Genomic DNA, 19,044 nt, shown 5'->3' with positions numbered 1-19,044 from the left:
GAGCACCGAATCGGTATTAGCCAAGCAGAGAGAGTTACGCGGTGCCGGCATTAGAGGTATGTGGCTTTTACCTTTCCCTGCTTTCACTCCGGTGGCTGATCTACCAGCCGCCCATGTGACCTGGTCAGAAGCGAGCGGATACACTGCCTTGCTTGCCGGGTCGGGTACTCCTTCCGGCACTCGGAGTTTTAACCGATTGAGTGACTGGGCCCAGATATTACCTCTTCAAGATTTCATCACCTCGGCGCTGAATGGCGCATTGTGGTTTGGAACGCTACGTGAGGGGAAATCGGCAATTGTCCGGGTTGATGGCGGGTTCACCAAATGCACCACGTGCCGCGCATGGACCAATCTCTGCTCTGCTATCGAGATCATCTCTCCCTACCGTGAGTCGACATTTGCTCTCTACGGCCTTGAGCAGATACCTGCTCATCTACTGGGCGAGCTGCTGCCCAAGGATCTTCGGTCCTTCAAAGTGGGTGACATCCGCAAACGTTACCACCAACCGTCCAAGGCTTCAGTGGTGCTGAATAGCTGCAGCGTTTGCAGTGCAGTACAGGACAGGTTGGCTATCAACGATCTAGAGTTTCGCCAACAACCAATCACTCAGTTCCACATCAAGGTGAGCAAGCGATTGGCAGTGGCCACTGCCTTATTGCCCACTGCGAGATGGCGTGTATCTAGAGAGCCGTAAGGGTTCTGCCACTCCAATACTGCCTACATCCTGTGCCCATCAAATACAGGATTTATCACATGGCAACGCCTCTAGCGAACCCGGCCACCCCAGAGGGTCACTTGGTTGATTCTGCCGAAGGCCTTAAAGACCTTAATGAATACGATCTTATCGAGAGCTTGGTTTCCCAACACCGGTACCAAAAGGCTCTCATTGAGCGTGTCAGCGAATTGATGGCCGGGAGTGGGTACCACGAAATCTTGGGGTATTTCCTCGCCGGCGCTGATGGCGAACTGGCTTTGCGCATGCGGGCAACACCCGAGCTATTCGATGCTGTGGCCGCGGTAAAAGCACTAGATGCTGAATACTGGAATCGTGCTTTGAGCCTTACGGATGTCCGCGTTTTCATGCCATCCGCACGTCAGAAGGAGTGGGATCAACAGATCGAAAACCGAACGTGCTTGCCATTCGAGAAGCTGGCAGTTCGAGACACACTGCAATCCTTACTGGCTAGCAGATCTCGATTCCTAGCCGAGCAAGTCGATGGCGTGTTCCATGCTTTGTCACCTAACCATGTTTCGAATTCACCTGCAGGATTCGGAAAGCGCATGATCCTCGAGTACGCCCGCTGCAAGGCCACAGGCAATCCCGAGTCTGAGAAGACTCGCCTGATTGCCGACCTTCGCTATGTGATCGCCATGTTGATGGGCCGGGACCGTACAGTTGGCTCGAACCCAAGAGCGATGAGCTATGGGTGCAATAACCCTGGCAAGTGGATCCTTCTTGACGGCGGGGCTCTGCGGGTTCGCTTTCACCTTAGCGGGACAGTGCATGTCGAAATTCACCCTGAAATGGTTTGGCAGCTCAACCAAATCCTGGCCTCGATTTACCCCAACGCCATCCCTGACAGGTTTCGTCGCCCGACCAAAAAGCGGGCTGTTCACAAAGACTGGCCCCTGATGGAAGTCCCATTGAGCTTCGGTGCTCTTGCAATCGTTTCCAAACTGAAGCGCCAAAGCATCAAGCCTACTGGCGTCTGGACCCTTGACGTTTCACGTTTTGAAATGAAGTTCATGCCTGAAGCAGAAATGATCATCCAGGCCATCGGCGGCGCGAAAGTTGACTACCAGGAGTATGCCTTTCCCTACCCGGAGGTGAATGAGGTAGTCGACCTTGTTGTTTCCCTTGGGCGTCTGCCGGAGCAAAAGACACACCAGTTCTATGGTACGGGTGAAACCTTGGCAAAGGAGGTAGTAGCAATTGCAGATATCCGGCCTGGCGAGACGGTATGCGAGCCTAGCGCTGGCCAGGCTGGAATCGCTCAATATCTGCCCGCAAGCCGGACCACTTGCGTCGAGGTCTCCGAGGTTAACTGTGGAATCCTCCGTAAATTTGATTTCAACCTGGTCGTCCAAGCTGACTTCCTTACCTGGGCTTTGAACGCTTCATCTTTTGATGTCGTCGCTATGAACCCACCCTATTCAAGTGGGCGGGCCATTGCTCACCTTGAGTCAGCCTCATTGATCGCACGTCGGCGCATCGTTGCGATTCTCCCAGCCAGCCTGCGGGGTAAGGACATCTTGCCAGGCTGGGAGCACCAATGGTCGAAGGTCTATGAGGGAGAGTTCAAGGGTACAGGCGCTTCGGTGGCTATCCTTCGAGCGGATAGGGTCTCAACTTGAGCATTCAGAATCGTGCGCCAATCCTGACTGTTCTGGTAGTTAGGCACACTCTGCCTTTTTGTTTTTATCTAGGGGTTCTGGCACACCCTATCTGCAATGAACATGGGTCCACTTACTAAGGAGTTAACCCATGCAAAACGTTATCAAAGCTGCCGCCCTTGCCCTGTGCTTCGCCATCGTTACCGGCTGCTCAGTGAACCCTCAGACAGGCGAACGGGAATTCAACCGCACCGCGATTGGTACAACCATAGGCGGGGTGGCCGGTGGCATCCTGGGTGCAGCAGTAGGGGGCGAACGTGGTGCTTTGGTGGGCATTGCAGCTGGCGCAGCGCTCGGTGGCGGTACGGGCTACTGGATGGATAAGCGATCGGCGAAGCTGAAAGAAGAGCTTCGCCAGAAGGGTATGGATGCAACGACCAGTCTCGACCCAGTCACTGGCCGTCAAATGATGACCATTGAAGCCCCAGCAGACATTGCCTTCGCCACTGCATCCGCCGACCTACAGCCAGCAGCGTTCCAAGGCCTTAGTGCAATTGCCACTGCGTTGAAAGACCAGAAAGATCTGCGGTTGGAGATCACTGGCCACACAGATGGTACGGGCAGCCGTCAGTTCAATAATGTCCTGAGCTATGCCCGCGCTCAAGCAGTAGCCCAGTATCTCTATGCCGCTGGTGTACCCGCTCAAGTTATTGCAGTGCGAGGCGTCGGCCCTTCCATGCCGGTGGCTACCGATGCTACTGCTCAAGGCCGCGCACAAAACCGCCGGGTAGAGATCCAGATCAAGCAAGGCTGAAAATCAGGCGTAAACGATCCGGCCTTGTTCAGGTGTATCTGACGAGGCCAGCACGCTTTCAAGATCCAACGCTGAATAACCCGCAAGCCAGCTTTCTTCGTAGGGCGAATAGTATGCCTGCCTCCACGTTCTGACAGATCCAACATCTAGGTGAACAAAGTTTTTCGAGATGTAGGTCCCCACTCCGCCAACACCAATCACCTTGATCAGGTTGGCCAGAGCTTCAGTTCCCACACCCGGAATTCTGATATCAGCTGCTTTTGCTTTCACATGCATCGAATTGAGGGCGGCGCCCTCTAGGGACGAGTTGAACTCAGGCGTTCGATATCCGCTGGTCACTATGATCTTCGCAGGCAGCTGCTTGACCCTGAGGTAAGCAGTTGCGATCCATAACAGATCAAGGAGCTTGGCATCGATCTGCACCGTTTTCTTCGAGACAACGTCTCTCAGGATGGTGCAAGCGATGGCATAGCCGCGGGGGTCCCATCCCTGCCCTTTTCGGTAGTAGTAAAACCTGGCTTTTTCTCCTGACTGTGGCCGCTCTAGGTCCAAGAATCGGTCGTGGTCTAGGAGCACGGCACGCCAGTCGCGTTGACCTGGATTGTTTGCGAAGGCTGGTAGTGCAGCCATGGCTAGAGGCGCTGCAATCGCCGCAGTGACGATGCTACGGCGGCTCATGAGGATGTTCTGGCTCATACCAACAGGCAACATGTGGCTTATTCTGGGGCGAGTGTATGGTTTGATCCTTCACATCGCGACTCAAAACCCCCTGCCCTTTTTCAAAGCTCCCCTTGCTCTGCTTGAGCTGGGCTTCTGGCACGCGGCGGCATCCATAAGATGGCTCCACCACCTATATGGAGTTTTTCATGTCCCGCCCATATCCAGTTCTGCGCACCCTCGGCCAGCTACTTACACCTGCTGGCCCGAATCATTTCGCCTACCTGTCAGCCCACCCCGAGCAAGATCAAGCCTTGCTGGATGCCCATGCCATGGATGTAGGGACAGCTCCCGGCTTCAGATTGGTTGCCGATACCGATAGCTTCTTACTGATCGCAGACCATGATTACCAAGGTTGCTTGGACCATATTGCCAATGGGCCTTATAGCTGTTCGGCAATGGACTGGGTTGCTGAGCATGCAAGTGGTGAGCAGGTTGAGTGGTATGGCTGTGTAACCGAAGTGGCTCTTCAGGACGCAGCAGGCAGGCAGTCTCGAGTGACGCTCGGGTATTACCCCAAGGATGAAGCCGAAGCGATCGCGGCTTTGCTCGCTCCCAATGCTGAATTATTCAGCTTGAACCAAAAGTGCATTCTTATAGCTGATGCTACGGGTGATATTTACCACTATCAGCTTCGCTACCCAGGTGATTGCGACGACACCGTCCTTTTTGTTCGAGCGATTGACTGTGATACGGGATTGGAGTTTGCGAAGGCCCATCTGCGTTCAATCCACCAGGTAGGAACTGAAGTTGAAGTAACTGGGATCAACACAGGCCTGCTGGCACGAGCTGCCTAGTGAATTTTGACGCCCTGTTCCCGCTGGTGGCACAGCTAGCCACCCGTAAAATCTATCCCATCATCTAAAGAGACTGCCTAAATGAACTCCTGCGAAATCCTGCGTGCCCTTGATACCGTTGCTGCTGTAAGCGGCAAGCTCGAGAAGTCGGCGCTTCTGACAACTTATATGGTTGACCCAACATTCCAACGCGTGATGAAGCTCATGCTCAATCCACTGATCAGCTTCTACAAGCGTCCAGCTCGCTCCGAGGTGTTCGGTACCGGGGTATTCACCGATGACACTTGGCTGATGCTTGACCGCTTGGCTACCCGCCAACTCTCAGGGGACGCCGCAAATCGTGAAGTGCAATCGGCTTTGAATACCCTCACTCCAGAATCCTCGGAGCTGCTGTGGCGAGTGCTCCACCGAGATCCGAGGGCAGGTTTCTCTGAGGGCTCAATCAATAAGATTCTGCCGCTTACCATTCCCGAAGTACCGTACATGCGTTGCAGCCTGCCTTCAGATGTGGATCTGGAAAGCTGGCCATGGGCGCGAGGAATCTATCTACAAGAAAAGGCGGACGGTACCTTTTTTGCCCTCACCGTTAAAAACGGTGGCGCAACCGTCATCAGCCGTTCTGGTTTCGAGTGGCCCCTTGAGCTGTACGGTGATCTGGGTGAGGTCTTTGCCAGCTGGCCTGACGGCCAGTACCACGGCGAAATGCTCGTGGAAAAAGATGGGGCAATCCTGCCGCGTGAGATTGGCAATGGCATGCTTACGTCAGTCAACAAGGGCACCCCGTTCCAAGCTGGTTGCGTGCCTGTGCCGTACCTCTGGGACGTTGTGCCGTTGGAGTCCCTGACCCGACGAGGTAGCTGTCTGACGCCATACTCAGAGCGCTTCTCGCAAGTCGGTAAAGTGGTCGAGGATCTGGGCGGCGGTAAGGTGAGGCTGATTCACACACAGGTCGTTTACTCGCTGGACGAGGCCTATGCCGCCTCTGGTGTGTATATCCGTAATGGCAAAGAAGGCGCGGTCATCAAGCACCCTGACGGCCCTTGGCGCGACACCGGTTCCAGTGGTTCGCCGTTCAGCGTCAAGATCAAAATGGAAGCACCAGCTGAGCTGCGGGTGAAGGGGTTGAGTAAAGGGAAGGGTAAAAATGCGAAGACGTTCGGCGCACTTGAGTGCGTGAGTGAGTGCGGAATGCTGGAGGTCAACATTTCAGGCTTTTCGGACGAATTGCGACTTGAGATTTTCAACAATCCTGAGCGCTACATTGACTCGATCATCAAGGTGACATTCAACGACGTCACCAAGCCCAACAAGAAAACAAACCTCTACAGCCTGTTTCTGCCACGATTCGGCGAGCTTCGACCTGATCGGACCACAGCCGACACCGTGGAGCGCATCATCCAGCAGCTGGAAGACGCCAAGGCAACTATTGGAATGATTGAGTCAGTGGCGGCGTGAAGAAGGCTCCCGCTGTATACCAGCGGGGCTTAGCTGAATGTGTTCGCGAAGGGATACCGCACTTAGAGGGGATGTTTGGTATTCCGCCATTCCATATAGGCTTTGTTGTGTTTTTTCTGGATTTTCGAGGCATAACCAAACCCTCCCAAGGCAGTGATGCTAAGCAGCAGAAGCCACCAATCTGCGCTGGTGAAACCGCCATCCTTCAGTGGGAGCCCCAGATAACAGAGGGCTCCTATTGAGCCTATCCCAATCAAAAAAGCGATGAGTTGGGGGACGTGAGGAAGCTTCGGAGATCCACGCATTGGATCTACTGAGGCTGGTTGAGTTGATAGCCACTTCGCGTGGGCCCTATCGTGCTTAATGCCGATCACAGCCCCAAAGCCAAAGACTCCGAGTCCCAGTAGAGTCAGAAGATTCTGAGCCCCAACAGGCATGGGCACCAATCCCGCCAAAGCGAAAGCTACGATGGCAACCAGCCAAGCGATCGATTGCTTTGTCTTTGGCGGCTTTGGTTCGGCACTGAATGTATCCATGATAGCTCCTTGAGAAATTGTGCTGCAGCTGAGCTAGCGTAACCCCATTGGCGCCTTATCCCAACCCAAGCAATGGTCGCCAAAATGCCGTGTATCCCTGTCAAACTTCATATCAATATCTTCATGCCCCAGGTGCGACAACGAATGCCATTCCACCGCTACACTGAATTTTGGGGTGGTTTTTTGACTTGTGGCCCTGAGCGAGCGGTGCTAAAAAGATCACGTTCTATGCCCAATCCTTGATTGCGCACCCTACCTATCTCGACGTTAATCCGTCAGGTTTGCAGGGACTCATTGGACTGTCAGTTATTTCTGCCATTCCTTTGCGTAGATACTGCTAGATCAATCTAAATTCGTAGCAAGGTTTCGACCTTCCTACGCATCCAGATCGCATCGACTTTTGTTGGTGATGATCGCATTGCCCTTCTTTGAAGGTGCTTCCCCCAGACGGTAGAGATCACATCCTGCCGTCAGGCTTGGTGTTTTCATTTCCTTCAGGTATGAGCGCCTAGCTTGGAGCTTTGCTCATTGCATTGCTTATGGGTAAATCCTCGGTAACGAGAAATCCATTGCGCAGAACACAGCTCACCAGCTGTGCGGACCCCAACGGCTTGCCGTTGAGTTCCTCCTTGACCCGTCGCAATGTCTGATCTGATCGGCTTCCGCCTAATGCTCTTTTTGTGGCTGGCTACGCGATACAGATCACCCTTTCCGCAAAAGCGGATCCTTCCGGTAAGGCCTGACATCCCCAGGTTTTGGCCAGGTAATGTTGGTTCCCACCTTCCGAACCTGGCCTTAGAGCACCGGGTATATGTAATGTGCCCACCGTTCTACTGGCGAGAGAAACCCTATGAAAACTCATGAGTTGGGGTGCTCCACAGCTATTGCTTAATCAGGCCGCTGCGCGCCGTAACAAGCTGCGCGCCCTAGGCAAGCAGAGTCGTACCTACCACCCCACCAGGGCATTCTCATGCTCTGGCATGGATGCCCCTCCTCGGAGATGTACCCATGACCACATTCAGCTTTCGTAACTACTACTTCGACCAAATCGAGGCTACGCGCGAACTGTTACGTCCAATCCAATCGAACAAAGACACCCCTTGTGCGCTCGAGAAATCCTTAATCCGGGAAATTGAGGTTCGACACGAGAATTTACAGGCGGTGTATGTCGAGCTCGATGAGCTTGGCCTCGGCATGATCTTGCAAAACGAATCGGGGGATTCGTGGGCTTTGATCTTGCCGGATGCTTCAGAAGCGGGACGCTTTCGTTACTCTGCGTTCCGTGACATAGGATGGATGTCCCATTATTCAACTGACACCCTCGACGAAGCAGTCCTTGAGGCGTTTAAATCTGGGTTCACCCGGGTCGCGCCACGAGACACTCTCGACAAACTGTCAGCCACCCTGGAGTGGAAAAAAGGTTGCGAGCGCCTAGCGCACATCGAAGCCCATCAACGTGGGTCTTTGACGTATAGCGAGATGCTTGCAGAGTTTCAAAAGATTGAAACCAAGCATAGCCAGCCGACAAAGCTGGCCGCTTGATATTGGTGCAATGTTCTGGCCCTTGAACGGTTTAGTTCCGAGCACTGAGATTGATTGATCTAGCAGGGAGGACCCTCACAGCCTTATTCAGGTTGTGGGGGTTTTTTGCTTCTGGCACACCTTGATGCCTATCAGACTAGCTCTGAACCTGAGCTGCTTCAGGTTAGATCATACTTTCTAAGGCATGCCTTTGTGCGGCCGATACCCTGGCATCGGGAAGGTGGTGACTCAGCTTTGGTGTTTCAAATGCTCTCATTAGCGTCTAAAGCCCGGATGGAGGATTTAGCTTGTACCCAACCAATCAAATTGGTTCTCATACCCAGCCTCACAAGGGGTTGCTCGAGTACCTCGCCGATCAGGTAATGGCCCAGCTGGCTGCACAGGCTCAAGAGCGTACAGCTACTGAGGACGGCCTTGGTTCTGGCGCAGAGTCCAGTGAGCCATCATCGAAAGCAACATCCTTTTATTTCTCCAGTGGCGGTTCTGTCTGTAATTGCGTTCCCTGTGCAGTCATGCGCCGGCTGGTATGATTCAGCGCATGATTGTGGAGCCCAAAGATGAGTCGACTCAATGAACCAACCAAGCTGAAGGCCGGTGTCTACCTGGCCCGCTGCAAAGAGGCTACATTTCTCAAGGCAGGCATCAATGGTCACAGCTCTGTGTGGCCTGAAGCTGACCTGACGATTCGTGATGGGTGGGCCTACTTCAGCAAATCCGGAGTGGAGGTTTGGAGTTGTAATTCTGCCTATGCCAGCCTTCATTTCATTGTTACCCCAGTAGCCTCCTGATTTTTGGCACCCTCTTTTGGAGTGCAATATGGGACTTGATAGTTAAGCTCTAGATAACGTGGTTATCTGCAGGTGCTCAATCGATGTCCCTAGACCTCTCTCAGCGACAGACCAAATCCACCAATCAGCTTCGTCCCGGTGAATACATTATGCAGCCCGGTGAAAACGCCCTCCTTCGCGTCGAGGACGTGGCTCACCGCCGCTACACAACAATCACTCGGTTGGAAGGGCACTACGCGGGCACCTCGTTCACCGCGGGCCAAAAGCTTGGCCGGCGTTGGGAAGTTATTCCCCCTGAGGAGGCATTGATCCGTTTAATCGCCTCATCGTGCCACTGACCCACTAGGGTGGTGCCACATCAAAGGTCATGCCACGCTATAGTCAAACACGGCGGTTGCTATTTACCCGCCTCATTAGCTAGCGCATTGGATTTCAGATGGACAAGTACCTCACGCGAACCATGGACTTCCTCAACGAAGTTGGCATCACTGTCAGGCTAGTACCTGGAGCTACTGGGTTTGCCCAGCACTGCGAGATTTCTGCGGGATCAATCAACGTTGATCCTCGCTGCCGAGCTTCTGCTCTCCTGCATGAGGCGGGACATTTGGCTACCGTTCCTGAACAGTTCCGACACTTATTCTCTGGAAATGTCGGGGCAGGTCAGAGAGCTGTTTTCAACGCGGTCTCCGGCATTGATGTCTTCCCTGGCTCTCCACTGGACCGCGCAGTTGTCCAGATCGGTGACGGCGAGGCAACTGCCTGGGGGTGGGCCGCCGGCATACAGATTGGCATTCCTGAGTTCCGGATCATCCGCAACGACGAATATAGTGGGGAAGGTTCACTAATTCGACTTGGCCTTAAAACCAATAACTACTTGGGCATCAACGGCCTGGCGAACGCAGGCTTCTGCAAGGTAAAAGCTCACCACCCTTCAGATCTACCGGTCTACCCTTGCCTGGCGTACTGGGTCCATCCAGTGCTGGATGCTTCAGGCACTCACCTCCATGGATGAGCGGTTGAAGGTTGCGATGGGACTGGCCACAGAATGGCATTTGGGTGAGTTGCGCAACTACACTACCGATGTGCCATACATCACACACCCTACTGCGGTAGCAAACTTGTTGGCGGAGATCTCAGACAGTTGGGAACTGATCGCGGCAGGCTATCTCCATGACACCCTTGAGTGCCCTGAAGAAATTCGCATTCAGCGTGAGCGAGTGATTCTCGACCTTCTTGGGTCTGCCGTCCTTCAGCTCGTGAAAGAAGTCACAAACCCGAGTCGAATGAATGATGGTAGCAGGGCGGTTCGAAAGGCGATCGACCGCCAGCACCTGTCCAAGGCGTCGCCTGATGGGCAGTCATTAAGGCTTGCCGATGCCATCCACAATTTCTCAGACCTGCAGCAGCGCTCCCCTGCTTTTGCTCTCACCTACGCGGGCGAGAAAAAGCTGATCCTGCCTTTGACAACCCAGGGCTCCCCAGTCCTACACGAGCGCCTGAGTCAAATGATACAAAATATTCTGGATGGGTGATTCTGGCACGAGTCGATAGGCAGCATGATGATCTCATCTTATTTGAGGTTCATCCCATGCCCTGGCACAAAGTAACTCGCGCCTTGCCGGTTCTGCCCGACAGAGAGTTTCTATACGCGAGATCTGTACCTGTCATGGTTTTCCTCGAATGGGGTTCACAACGGGTAGCCCGTTTCGTCCGTTATGACGATGACGGTGACATGTGGTCCGGCCGCTGGATTAGTGAATGTCCGGACAGCCTTGATCTGACCGATAGTGTTACGCACTGGAGGGACTGCTATAAACCACCAACCGACGAATCTTCAGATGAAGGGTTCTTTGTTGAAGCTGAACAGCTTGTTCGCCTTCGACATATCTCCAAAGGGCTTTATGGCGATGGTTCGGTTTTGACTGCCGACCGCCGTCGAGATCTCGCCAACCTTCTACACCGGTTATTGGTCGAGCTGGCTGATCAGCCAATTCTGGTTTGAGAGGTGCGTTTTGAGTACGTCTGCGATCTATTCGATGGTTGAATAGCGGGTATTGCTGGGTTCGCTCGGCGTTAAATCAGTCTTCAAAGGTCTTCCCGAACAATGGCAAAGCGCGGCGTTAACACTGTCACTATCATCGGAACAATGGGCTCTGACCCGAAGGTTCAGCAGTTCAATAACGGCTCCACCACCGTAGTTTCCCTGGCTACAAGCGAGTCGTGGACTGACAAACAAAGTGGTTCGAAGGTTGAAGAAACTGAGTGGCATCGCATCGTTTTGAAGGGCAGGCACGCTGACGTAGTGGCGCAGGGTGGCCGCAAGGGCCGAGATCTCTACGTCGTGGGCAAGCTTAAATCTCGTAAATACACTGTTGGCTCCGTTGAGAAGTCGATTACGGAGATCATCGTTGATGACTTCGACGGACAGTGCCATTTTGTGGAAAGTGCGAGTGCTTCTATTCGAACCTCATCCGCGCCGGCTCAGAGAGAGTCCAGACCTCAGCAGGGTTCCCAACCCCAAGGCCAACGACACCCCGCCCCTAATCGTCAGTCTTACCAATCCCCACCTGAGCATGCGGACTTTACCCCGCCGCCCCTACAGATGGAGGACATGCCTGACTATGATGAAAGTTTCTTTAGAAACGTTCCCGTTTAAAGTCCTGATGTGGATACTGCACCTGCTTAAAGCCGGATGTGGATGTGGCCGTTATGGAATTTTCCATCTTAAAATAGCTGCAGGTTTGCTGTATCGTCTCAGTAACATTCGGCGTGCAAGGCCTTGCAAGCCACATACGCTACTTGCTTCACCATAGAATTTTCATGTGCCCCTACACGAAGGGTACGACCGGGCACCAGGATCGCGCCATGCAAAAATGAGCCGTCGACCTGGCACCCCAGATCGTTATGAGCCGCTAAGTACCAACAGAGTCGAAGCTTGGTATAAAGCCAGGCAGTCTCAGATCTAGATCAGCTGGGAAACCTTGGTCTGGGGTTTCACTGATCGTTTCTAAATCGCCTATGGGGCGCTCTTACTGGGGGAGCAACCATGTGCTTGGACTGAAACCCCTTCGGGCATACATAGGCAAGCGATCTTACACTGCGGCCTACCATGACCTGATCCGGCGCATTGCTGAACGGGATGGCATACCTCTACCGGACGAATTACCGTCTCCGCCCCCACCTCGTGCTGATCAGTACCGCCGTATGTCAAAGGCGGGGCTCACAGACATTCCACAGCCAGCGCGTAGAAGGGCAAGCCGCTTAAAGAGCTAAGCTTCGAATTCGGACGCCACCTTTTGACTGGTGATTTTGAATCTTTGCGGTACGTTGTCCTCAAGTATTCCAGGACACATCGATAATGAAACCCTTCGCCTTTCTGCTGCTCCCACTTCTACTGGCTGGGTGCGGCGACAGTATCAATGGCGCCTACCAGGCCTCTATCCAGTACGCCGAAGAAAAGCCGCGCCCTGTGGGGTTGGCGATTATTCAAAAAGACCAGATCATCGCAGATGGCCGCGCTGTTTCGATTTCCGAATGGAAGCGTGAGGGTGCCACCTTTACCGCCTTCGACACCCAGGGTAAGCGTCTCGCTCAACTCAAGCGTAATGATGATGGTGACCTTGTCCAAGCGCTACCAATGAGCCGCGTCATCTACCATAAATTCGAGTTCTGAGATCGAGCTCCTACTACAGGATGCCCGGCCTCAATTCTTTGGTCAGTGGGCGAGCCTCAGGAATTTAGAATGCGCTTCTTCCTCTGCGGGCTGCTCGCAGCCTCCGTTTTCAGCGCTATTTCTAGCGTTGCTACAGCAAACGATATTGAGATTTTACCTTCGGCTACTGCAGGAGCCTCTTCCCCTCCAGAGGTATACCTGGCTGGCGAAATTACTGACGACACCGTCGCACAGCTCGCAAGTCTAATACCGAGCAGAGGCTTGGCTGGTTCAATCGTGTATTTGGACTCTGCCGGCGGAGATCCTCAAGCTGGTATGCGGCTTGGTGAGCTTATCCGCGGGTCTAGCATGAACACCGCTATCGGCAAGCCGGGGAAAACATCTGGACGCCCCTCCCCCGGGAAATGCATGAGTGCCTGCGTCCTAACTTATGCTGGCGGTAAGTTCAGGTTCATTGATCCAGCTTCCCAGCTAGGGATTCACCGGTTTTACCGGCGCACCGCACAGTCGACGGATCTTGATGTTGCTCAGGTGCTCTCCGCGGCCATCACTGCCTACTTAATCAAGATGGGCGTAGTGCCTGCCCTTTTCGAAAGAATGGTCCAAGTCGGCCGAGGTCAGATGGAGCTTCTTTCGCACTCTGACGCCGCTAGGCTCAACCTAGTGAACAACGGTGTGCTTCCGGCTGAATGGGGTATCGAAGGAAAGCAGGGGCAGGTCTATTTGATGGGGCGTCAGCAGACCTGGAACGGCACAGGCAAGCTGATAATGTCGTGCGCTCCAAATCAGCGGGTGAGGTTTTCAGCCCTTTATGACGCCGGCGATAACAACGGCTTTATCACTCGCAACGCCACGAACTACACCCTACGCATTAACAAGCAGTTCTTACCGATTGCTTCCCTGCAGGGAAAACCATCAGTCAGTGGTGACTATGTACTCGCCAGTTTCACCCCTAACGATTCAATGCTGTGGGCCATTTCCGGTGGCGAACAACTCGGTTTTGGTTTCCACACTAAGGATTCCAACACGTTCTACGGCTTCTTGGTCGATGCAACAGGCGAGCAGGACCTGGTCAGAAGTTGGATCAAGCACTGCACAGACCGCTAGGGGTTCTGCCACGGCCTGGATGAACCGAGGATTCTCTATCATTCATAGAGGAGCAAACCATGCGATCAGCTGCAGATTTCGAAGCCTCATCCCCGCAGAAGCGGGTATACAGTACCGACGGTACCACTTTCGGAATTTTGACTGGCGGTAGCCGTCGCTGTCAGATGGAAGGCTGCTTGGGGAGAAGCTTTGCTGTCCGCTGGCAAGATGGTCAACTCACCTACCCTTGCAGCAAAGGTCTAATTGATCACTCTTCAGGATCTCTGCAGGTAGGGAGGCAGTTTTAATGATCATCCCTCCCGGGCGTCTCTCACCCGAAACTCTTCAACGGTTGATCGAAGATTTCGTCAGCCGAGAAGGCACTGATAACGGTGATGACTCTACCGAAGCTCAGAAGGTGGCCAGGGTACGCGCCGAGCTCGATGCTGAGTCTGCAGTGATTTACTACGATGCTGAGTTCAGCCAGTGCATCCTCGCGGCCCGTAACCAGGTTCCACCTGAAATGATCAGGGCATGGAAGGAAGAACAGCAGGGATAGCCTCTCGCTAGGGCAGTTTTTAACTGCCCTGGTATGGATTTGCGTCTTGCATTAGGGGGAGTATTTTGTAGCCAGCAACCAATACTGGACTGATGTCCAAGGCCTCACGTCAATGCCAACTCAAGCGCATCAAGCTCTCTACCCTCATCCATCATTGCTTTGCGGATTATCCAGTCTGATTCGTTCACGAGGGCTGGGGAATGCAGCAGTTATCGACGGTCACGTCTTTTTTCATCTGGAGCACACCCCGGTACTGCACTGCGCCCAGATCACCGACGGCTGCGCATCCTGTTCGCCGATTCGCGCACTGATTGGCGCTGATGACCTTGATATGATGCAGATCACTGAAAGTGTGAGCAGGTTCCTTGAGTCTCCTGGCCGCTTTCGCCCCAAGTCAAAGGGGCTAGTTAAAACCTATCTAGCGGAGTGGTCGAATCAGGTAGCTAGGGCGTCCTGTGCAGTTGAGACTGTGCTCAAGATTTTTGACGCCCTGCTCGAGGTAGAGAATTGGTTATCTAGTGACGGACCGGGTGCCTGCGTTATCACTGGTGGCATCGTTATCTGGACTGCCGGCCGACACGGCATGAGCGATCTTCATTTAGCTGTCAATGTAGGAGAACGTCCTAATCCCGATATGACGACTGCTCATCGGTGGGATGCTATATCTGGTGCGTCAAACGCCGAGCTTGAACACTTGTTAGCGAGCCTTGAGCTTTGGAGCACGTCCCCATCGATCTGGAGCTTCCATGGTCGCAAAGTCCCTTCGGTGGTCTGACCAGCGTTGCTGCTTTAGGCTACCCTTAATAGCGACCAACCCCATTGATTCTGCTCTTAACCACAGCGGCAAAGATTGTGCCGGGAAATAACACCTCGGTAGTAGCTACATAGGAGAAATCGTTTTGAACACACCCCCATCTAAGGATGCACTCCGGGAATTCCTAGCATCAAAGTTTGCAGAAGCCGTTGAGCAGAATCCTGATGCGGTCGTGCTCTATGCCGCAGAGCGAGCCCCGGACCCTAAACCTTATGTGAAACGCCCAACCGTCCAGGAAGTGGCGTTCAAGCGCGAGCTCGAAAAAATGCGAGACCACCAGGCGGACAAAACACCAGCTGATTCGGCTACCTCCGTCTCCCCGGCGATCAGAACCAATGCTTTGTCTCTTGATGACTACCCTGGCCTTGTCCAGCCGGCTGAGAACAATGAATTCTGAACCCCTGTTTTGACTGTGAACACACCCTGCTTGGTGTAATGATCTGATTCCCGCAAATGCCGGAATTCCACTTACATGAGTTTCACCAGACTACCTCTTTGTATCCTCACGGTTGCTGTCATAGCTGGGTGTTCATCAAGTACGAGGCCTATGAGTTCCGGCAATCCGTTTGATGAGCCTCTCGCTGCACCTGAGGTTGTCGATTCGGTCTCACGTCAGCCACCACTACCTGTTCCCGCAACTCCGCAAGAGCTGCCCAATCAGGTTGAACTAAGTGATGGGGCTTCAGACCAGCCGGTGGAGTCTGATGTACAGGTTTATGCTGTAGATGAAGCTCCCTACTCTAGCGTCTCTGTCCCTTCTCCAGCTGTGGATACCTCTGATCCTTCGTCACCAGGTCAGACCCAGCCAACCACAACCCCAAGCCAAGCCGATGAGGTGCTTCAAGAGGCGCGCCGGGTTGGACGTACTGGAGATGTTATGGGACAGCTTGCCTTGCTTGAGCAGTCCGGATACATGGGCAATCCAAACGCGTTCTATGAATTGGCAAAGATCTATCTCACAGGCATTGGTGTTGAGAAAGCCCCAGACGCCGCTGTCGGGTACCTCAACTCTGCAATGAACCTGGGTCATTCAGAAGCTACGCGCGTCTTGGGCTGGCTATATGTGATGGGTAACGGGGTAGGCAAAGACGTTGCTTATGGTGAAATGCTGCTAGCTAAATCCGCGGAGACCAGCGTTAGAGCCAAACGTGAATTTGGTATGGCGCTGACTAACCAGCGCATTCCTCATCTGAATGATATGGAGCGAGGGCTCGAATATCTTAAGTCGGCCTCCGAAGCAGGTGATACAGAGGCCGCTAAGGCATTTGCGGCAGCTTTCACAGCCAACCCAGCTTCTGCGCCTGAACCTGAGCCCAGTACCGCACTTAGCGCGGGAGCGGATACAGCAAAGCGGCCTTATGAAGCCAGGCCACGCCAGGCTATTCGGGATGGTGGTGATGAGTTGGAGCAGTTGGGGCGAACAGGCGACACCTCAGCGATCTACCAATATGCGCTCAACCTGTCACTAGGGCGCATACGCGCCCAGGGAGATCCACAATTCAAGGCCTACTGCTGGTATTCCGTGGCTGCCGCCCGCGGGTATGGGCCAGCACGGGAAGAGGTTCGGTCTTTGGCGGGAGTCAGAACCCTCGCCGACAAAAAGTACCCAGGAAGAATGGATGCTTGCATTGCAGAACTGAACGCTGCAATCGATGGCTAGCTAGCGACGCTGGCCGCCGCGCGGCCAGTAACCGTAATCTCGTAACCACCACCAGGCAGTTCAATAGCTTTTACAAAACCGACGCTTTGAAGGCGACGAAGGTGACGCCCGCCCAGCATCGACTTGCGCGAGTTGTCCAGCTTGCTGTTGAGTGCACCGCCCAAGTCTGCAGCAGTGAGCACAGAACCTCCTAGCCCATTCAGTACCTTCAGGGCTTGAAGGTCGAGCTCGGAAATAACAATGTTGGCGGGGCCCCGCGAAAAATTCTGATGTTCGAGTAGCGGTGTTTTGGGGTGTCTCATTAGCTCATGTCTACGCTTACGGGTCGCAGCAACTCTATATGGTCAAGGATCGTAGGCAAGTCATTATGGCCCTTCGAAATTTGAGAGCACTCGTTGCGCTCTGTTGATTGATTAAAAAAAGCACCATCGTTTTGGGTAGCTACTCTACCGTTTATCGGTAACCATGGCCCCGCATGGAGCTCCAATTTCCCCGAGGTTGAGAAATGGCTGATTCACCACTACGCGTTATGATCGTTGATGATTCCCGCACAATTCGCAAAGCTGGCGAAGACATCCTGACCAGTGCCGGATGCGTAGTCATGCTTGCAGAGGATGGGTTTGACTGCCTCACCAAAATCAAAGACTTCGCTCCTGACTTCATCTTCGTTGATGTAATGATGCCCCGAGTTGATGGCTACATGGTCACCCAGGTCATCCGGTCTCACGAACACCTCAATTCAAAACCAGTAGTAATGCTTTCCTCGAAAGACGGGGTTTTCGACAAAGCCAAGGGTATGGCCGCCGGCGCAACTGATTACCTGTCAAAACCGTTCAAGCAAGAAGACCTGATCGCTGCCGTTACTAAGCACGTTCCTACCTTTGTGCCGATTACTACAAAGTGACCAGCAGCACCAATCAGCAATGACCCTATCGATGCCACGGGGCCTTCCATCTTGGCCCCGTTAACCCCACCTTTACATCATTTTCCATCTCAACCCTTGTAAACTCAGATTCACACGTTATCCCAGTATCACAGGCCAACGGCCTACCAAACAGGGTGTCAATGTCGACCCCTTCTGTGATCGCTTCGGGAGAACACGTATGACTGAATCACTTCTTCGTATTGCCTACTTCGCCATTGGCATCTACACATTTGCGAGCGCGCTGCTCACAAGCACCATTCTAAGCCGTGCGGATACCCTATCGGCTGTCGAAAAGCTCAGTCTGAGCAGTATCTGGGTGTCGTTCGTTGCCTTCGTTCTGATTGTAACTTGGGCCTCGAGGGCTGCCGCTGCAAAACCCGGTCACAAACTTTCCGAGTCATTCCTACGCGTCTCGTTTCTAACGATGGGGCTCTTCTTCGGTACCTGCGCCGTTGCAAGCACCATGGCTTTGACCGCATCCAACAGCGCACTTCAGGATTGGTTCTGCGTTGGTGGCCTGTGGTTCGCATTCGTAAGTTTCTGCGGGATCCTTTTGTTGCCCGGCCGTATTGGCGGCAAGGTAGTGGCTGCTGAACTTTCCACAGACGCGCATTCCGCATAACCGTTTTGACGTGATTCGGTCGCTGTAAAGTGTCAAAGTTGGATCAATATCCAGTGAGTCCAACGAGGGAACATGACGGATCTACAGCAAACTCATAATGCGTTTGGCGGTTTGGACGGCTATAGGGCCGTCCATGAGGCTCTTTCCCGAGCTCTTGCCGAGCCCGCTGCCCAAGGCGACCACGCACACGGTGCTCGCGCAGGATTTCTCCTTAGTCAGATTGCTCCTCAGGTGCAGGCCTTGCGCTCAGGCTCAATCACTCAAGCTCTGGAAGACGCTGGTGTGCCTCAGGAGTACCTTAATCTCCTCGCCCCATACCTCGTTCCTCAGGCAGAGCCGCCTCAGACCCTTGTTCATCAAGTGGTTGCGCTCTAATGCGAGGCACATTCAAATCTCAATTCCATTTTCAGGACTTGCCGACGACAGAACATATGGTTGTCTCTGGCGCGGAGCCAGGTGATTCCTTCATTGTGAATCAAGCTTCGATTCTTGTTCGCCACCCAATTGGTGATCAGTTCGCTTACACAAGCAACGACGCTTCGGGCGTATTCCTGGTGTGCTGTGAGATCGATGGGGCCGTTGTTGAAACCTTCGTCAAATTTCATAATGGACTGGTCACTTCCTGCGATAACAACCACTCACAACCCTGTGGTTACCGGTTCGCTCCAACCTGGATCAGGTCACATCGACTTGATCGGCCTGATGCAATCCGCACTCCCGAA

General features: G+C 53.5%; 22 protein-coding genes. 19 read left to right on the top strand and 3 right to left on the bottom strand.

What is annotated here, in order from left to right:
• The first annotated feature begins 196 nt into the window (after nt 1-196).
• The 3 genes from HBO10_RS31480 to HBO10_RS24475 all read left to right on the top strand — a co-directional run bounded on the left by HBO10_RS31480 (nt 197) and on the right by HBO10_RS24475 (nt 3,148).
• Nucleotides 197-694, top strand: a complete 498-nt coding sequence (locus HBO10_RS31480) for a hypothetical protein (protein WP_228759026.1) — start codon at nt 197-199, stop codon at nt 692-694.
• Between the two features lie 59 nt (nt 695-753).
• Entirely contained in the window at nt 754-2,355 is a 1,602-nt protein-coding gene (locus tag HBO10_RS24480) for a DUF4942 domain-containing protein (RefSeq protein WP_169904117.1), read from the top strand.
• A 130-nt stretch (nt 2,356-2,485) separates the two neighbouring features.
• Nucleotides 2,486-3,148, top strand: a complete 663-nt coding sequence (locus HBO10_RS24475; protein WP_078465920.1) for an OmpA family protein — start codon at nt 2,486-2,488, stop codon at nt 3,146-3,148.
• Nucleotides 3,149-3,151: 3 nt separating this feature from the next.
• On the opposite strand, the gene HBO10_RS24470 is transcribed toward HBO10_RS24475, so the two are convergent.
• Entirely contained in the window at nt 3,152-3,859 is a 708-nt protein-coding gene (locus tag HBO10_RS24470; RefSeq protein ID WP_233100525.1) for a DUF882 domain-containing protein, read from the bottom strand.
• Between the two features lie 155 nt (nt 3,860-4,014).
• Here HBO10_RS24470 and HBO10_RS24465 point away from each other — a divergent pair, with 155 nt between their 5' ends.
• Together HBO10_RS24465 and HBO10_RS24460 are read left to right on the top strand one after the other, a co-directional pair.
• Nucleotides 4,015-4,662: a hypothetical protein gene (locus tag HBO10_RS24465; RefSeq protein ID WP_169904118.1), complete on the top strand. Its 648-nt coding sequence runs from the start codon at nt 4,015-4,017 to the stop codon at nt 4,660-4,662.
• An 81-nt stretch (nt 4,663-4,743) separates the two neighbouring features.
• Nucleotides 4,744-6,117 carry a hypothetical protein gene (locus HBO10_RS24460; protein ID WP_169904119.1) on the top strand — a complete coding sequence of 458 codons (1,374 nt, stop codon included), beginning with the start codon at nt 4,744-4,746 and terminating at the stop codon, nt 6,115-6,117.
• A gap of 62 nt (nt 6,118-6,179) precedes the next feature.
• On the opposite strand, the gene HBO10_RS24455 is transcribed toward HBO10_RS24460, so the two are convergent.
• Nucleotides 6,180-6,653: a hypothetical protein gene (locus tag HBO10_RS24455; protein WP_078465917.1), complete on the bottom strand. Its 474-nt coding sequence runs from the start codon at nt 6,651-6,653 to the stop codon at nt 6,180-6,182.
• Between the two features lie 1,008 nt (nt 6,654-7,661).
• Between HBO10_RS24455 and HBO10_RS24450 the strand changes: the two genes are divergently transcribed.
• The 12 genes from HBO10_RS24450 (at nt 7,662) to HBO10_RS24395 (ending at nt 16,775) form a co-directional block, all read left to right on the top strand.
• The gene (locus HBO10_RS24450) at nt 7,662-8,195 is read left to right on the top strand and encodes a hypothetical protein (RefSeq protein ID WP_078465916.1); all 534 of its coding nucleotides are present in this window, start codon (nt 7,662-7,664) and stop codon (nt 8,193-8,195) included.
• 557 nt (nt 8,196-8,752) lie between these two features.
• The gene (locus HBO10_RS24445; protein ID WP_169904120.1) at nt 8,753-8,983 is read left to right on the top strand and encodes a hypothetical protein; all 231 of its coding nucleotides are present in this window, start codon (nt 8,753-8,755) and stop codon (nt 8,981-8,983) included.
• A gap of 436 nt (nt 8,984-9,419) precedes the next feature.
• A complete protein-coding gene (locus tag HBO10_RS24440; RefSeq protein ID WP_169904121.1) occupies nt 9,420-9,995 on the top strand; it encodes a hypothetical protein in 576 nt (191 codons plus the stop codon).
• Nucleotides 9,988-10,515, top strand: a complete 528-nt coding sequence (locus HBO10_RS24435; protein ID WP_169904122.1) for an HD domain-containing protein — start codon at nt 9,988-9,990, stop codon at nt 10,513-10,515. The genes HBO10_RS24440 and HBO10_RS24435 overlap by 8 nt, the downstream gene beginning before the upstream one ends.
• A 56-nt stretch (nt 10,516-10,571) precedes the next feature.
• Complete coding sequence (locus HBO10_RS24430; protein WP_169904123.1) at nt 10,572-10,985, top strand: hypothetical protein; 414 nt, start codon at nt 10,572-10,574, stop codon at nt 10,983-10,985.
• Between the two features lie 102 nt (nt 10,986-11,087).
• A complete protein-coding gene (gene ssb, locus HBO10_RS24425; protein WP_169904124.1) occupies nt 11,088-11,639 on the top strand; it encodes a single-stranded DNA-binding protein in 552 nt (183 codons plus the stop codon).
• Between the two features lie 702 nt (nt 11,640-12,341).
• A complete protein-coding gene (locus tag HBO10_RS24420; RefSeq protein WP_078465910.1) occupies nt 12,342-12,656 on the top strand; it encodes a hypothetical protein in 315 nt (104 codons plus the stop codon).
• Between the two features lie 69 nt (nt 12,657-12,725).
• Complete coding sequence (locus tag HBO10_RS24415) at nt 12,726-13,763, top strand: hypothetical protein (RefSeq protein WP_078465909.1); 1,038 nt, start codon at nt 12,726-12,728, stop codon at nt 13,761-13,763.
• 286 nt (nt 13,764-14,049) lie between these two features.
• The gene (locus HBO10_RS24410; protein ID WP_078465908.1) at nt 14,050-14,301 is read left to right on the top strand and encodes a YheU family protein; all 252 of its coding nucleotides are present in this window, start codon (nt 14,050-14,052) and stop codon (nt 14,299-14,301) included.
• A gap of 112 nt (nt 14,302-14,413) precedes the next feature.
• Nucleotides 14,414-15,076 (top strand): hypothetical protein, encoded by a 663-nt coding sequence (locus HBO10_RS24405; RefSeq protein ID WP_153045969.1) that lies wholly within the window; start codon nt 14,414-14,416, stop codon nt 15,074-15,076.
• A 124-nt stretch (nt 15,077-15,200) separates the two neighbouring features.
• On the top strand, nt 15,201-15,512 hold the full coding sequence (locus tag HBO10_RS24400; RefSeq protein WP_011923225.1) for a hypothetical protein: 312 nt from the start codon (nt 15,201-15,203) through the stop codon (nt 15,510-15,512).
• Nucleotides 15,513-15,662: 150 nt separating this feature from the next.
• A complete protein-coding gene (locus tag HBO10_RS24395; RefSeq protein ID WP_169904125.1) occupies nt 15,663-16,775 on the top strand; it encodes a sel1 repeat family protein in 1,113 nt (370 codons plus the stop codon).
• Here the strand turns inward: HBO10_RS24395 and HBO10_RS24390 are convergent.
• Nucleotides 16,772-16,957, bottom strand: coding sequence for a hypothetical protein (locus HBO10_RS24390; protein WP_116827419.1), 186 nt, complete (start codon nt 16,955-16,957; stop codon nt 16,772-16,774). The two genes, HBO10_RS24395 and HBO10_RS24390, sit on opposite strands and share 4 nt — an antisense overlap.
• A 323-nt stretch (nt 16,958-17,280) precedes the next feature.
• Here HBO10_RS24390 and HBO10_RS24385 point away from each other — a divergent pair, with 323 nt between their 5' ends.
• Both HBO10_RS24385 and HBO10_RS24380 read left to right on the top strand, forming a co-directional pair.
• A complete protein-coding gene (locus HBO10_RS24385) occupies nt 17,281-17,679 on the top strand; it encodes a response regulator (protein ID WP_011923228.1) in 399 nt (132 codons plus the stop codon).
• Nucleotides 17,680-17,878: 199 nt separating this feature from the next.
• Nucleotides 17,879-18,322, top strand: a complete 444-nt coding sequence (locus HBO10_RS24380; protein ID WP_011923229.1) for a hypothetical protein — start codon at nt 17,879-17,881, stop codon at nt 18,320-18,322.
• Nucleotides 18,323-19,044 lie beyond the last annotated feature (722 nt).

Source organism: Pseudomonas sp. WS 5503 (assembly GCF_012985385.1).
GTDB classification, from domain to species: domain Bacteria; phylum Pseudomonadota; class Gammaproteobacteria; order Pseudomonadales; family Pseudomonadaceae; genus Aquipseudomonas; species Aquipseudomonas paracarnis.
This window is presented reverse-complemented; position numbering and strand designations above follow the sequence as displayed.

What these genes read in the sequence shown, in the direction of transcription:
- HBO10_RS24480 (WP_169904117.1), top strand. Translation starts at nt 754, where the DNA reads ATGGCAACGCCTCTAGCGAACCCGGCCACCCCAGAGGGTCACTTGGTT.
- HBO10_RS24475 (WP_078465920.1), top strand. Translation starts at nt 2,486, where the DNA reads ATGCAAAACGTTATCAAAGCTGCCGCCCTTGCCCTGTGCTTCGCCATC.
- HBO10_RS24470 (WP_233100525.1), bottom strand. Translation starts at nt 3,859, where the DNA reads ATGTTGCCTGTTGGTATGAGCCAGAACATCCTCATGAGCCGCCGTAGC.
- HBO10_RS24465 (WP_169904118.1), top strand. Translation starts at nt 4,015, where the DNA reads ATGTCCCGCCCATATCCAGTTCTGCGCACCCTCGGCCAGCTACTTACA.
- HBO10_RS24460 (WP_169904119.1), top strand. Translation starts at nt 4,744, where the DNA reads ATGAACTCCTGCGAAATCCTGCGTGCCCTTGATACCGTTGCTGCTGTA.
- HBO10_RS24455 (WP_078465917.1), bottom strand. Translation starts at nt 6,653, where the DNA reads ATGGATACATTCAGTGCCGAACCAAAGCCGCCAAAGACAAAGCAATCG.
- HBO10_RS24450 (WP_078465916.1), top strand. Translation starts at nt 7,662, where the DNA reads ATGACCACATTCAGCTTTCGTAACTACTACTTCGACCAAATCGAGGCT.
- HBO10_RS24445 (WP_169904120.1), top strand. Translation starts at nt 8,753, where the DNA reads ATGAGTCGACTCAATGAACCAACCAAGCTGAAGGCCGGTGTCTACCTG.
- HBO10_RS24440 (WP_169904121.1), top strand. Translation starts at nt 9,420, where the DNA reads ATGGACAAGTACCTCACGCGAACCATGGACTTCCTCAACGAAGTTGGC.
- HBO10_RS24435 (WP_169904122.1), top strand. Translation starts at nt 9,988, where the DNA reads ATGGATGAGCGGTTGAAGGTTGCGATGGGACTGGCCACAGAATGGCAT.
- HBO10_RS24430 (WP_169904123.1), top strand. Translation starts at nt 10,572, where the DNA reads ATGCCCTGGCACAAAGTAACTCGCGCCTTGCCGGTTCTGCCCGACAGA.
- ssb (WP_169904124.1), top strand. Translation starts at nt 11,088, where the DNA reads ATGGCAAAGCGCGGCGTTAACACTGTCACTATCATCGGAACAATGGGC.
- HBO10_RS24420 (WP_078465910.1), top strand. Translation starts at nt 12,342, where the DNA reads ATGAAACCCTTCGCCTTTCTGCTGCTCCCACTTCTACTGGCTGGGTGC.
- HBO10_RS24415 (WP_078465909.1), top strand. Translation starts at nt 12,726, where the DNA reads ATGCGCTTCTTCCTCTGCGGGCTGCTCGCAGCCTCCGTTTTCAGCGCT.
- HBO10_RS24410 (WP_078465908.1), top strand. Translation starts at nt 14,050, where the DNA reads ATGATCATCCCTCCCGGGCGTCTCTCACCCGAAACTCTTCAACGGTTG.
- HBO10_RS24405 (WP_153045969.1), top strand. Translation starts at nt 14,414, where the DNA reads ATGCCAACTCAAGCGCATCAAGCTCTCTACCCTCATCCATCATTGCTT.
- HBO10_RS24395 (WP_169904125.1), top strand. Translation starts at nt 15,663, where the DNA reads ATGAGTTCCGGCAATCCGTTTGATGAGCCTCTCGCTGCACCTGAGGTT.
- HBO10_RS24385 (WP_011923228.1), top strand. Translation starts at nt 17,281, where the DNA reads ATGGCTGATTCACCACTACGCGTTATGATCGTTGATGATTCCCGCACA.
- HBO10_RS24380 (WP_011923229.1), top strand. Translation starts at nt 17,879, where the DNA reads ATGACTGAATCACTTCTTCGTATTGCCTACTTCGCCATTGGCATCTAC.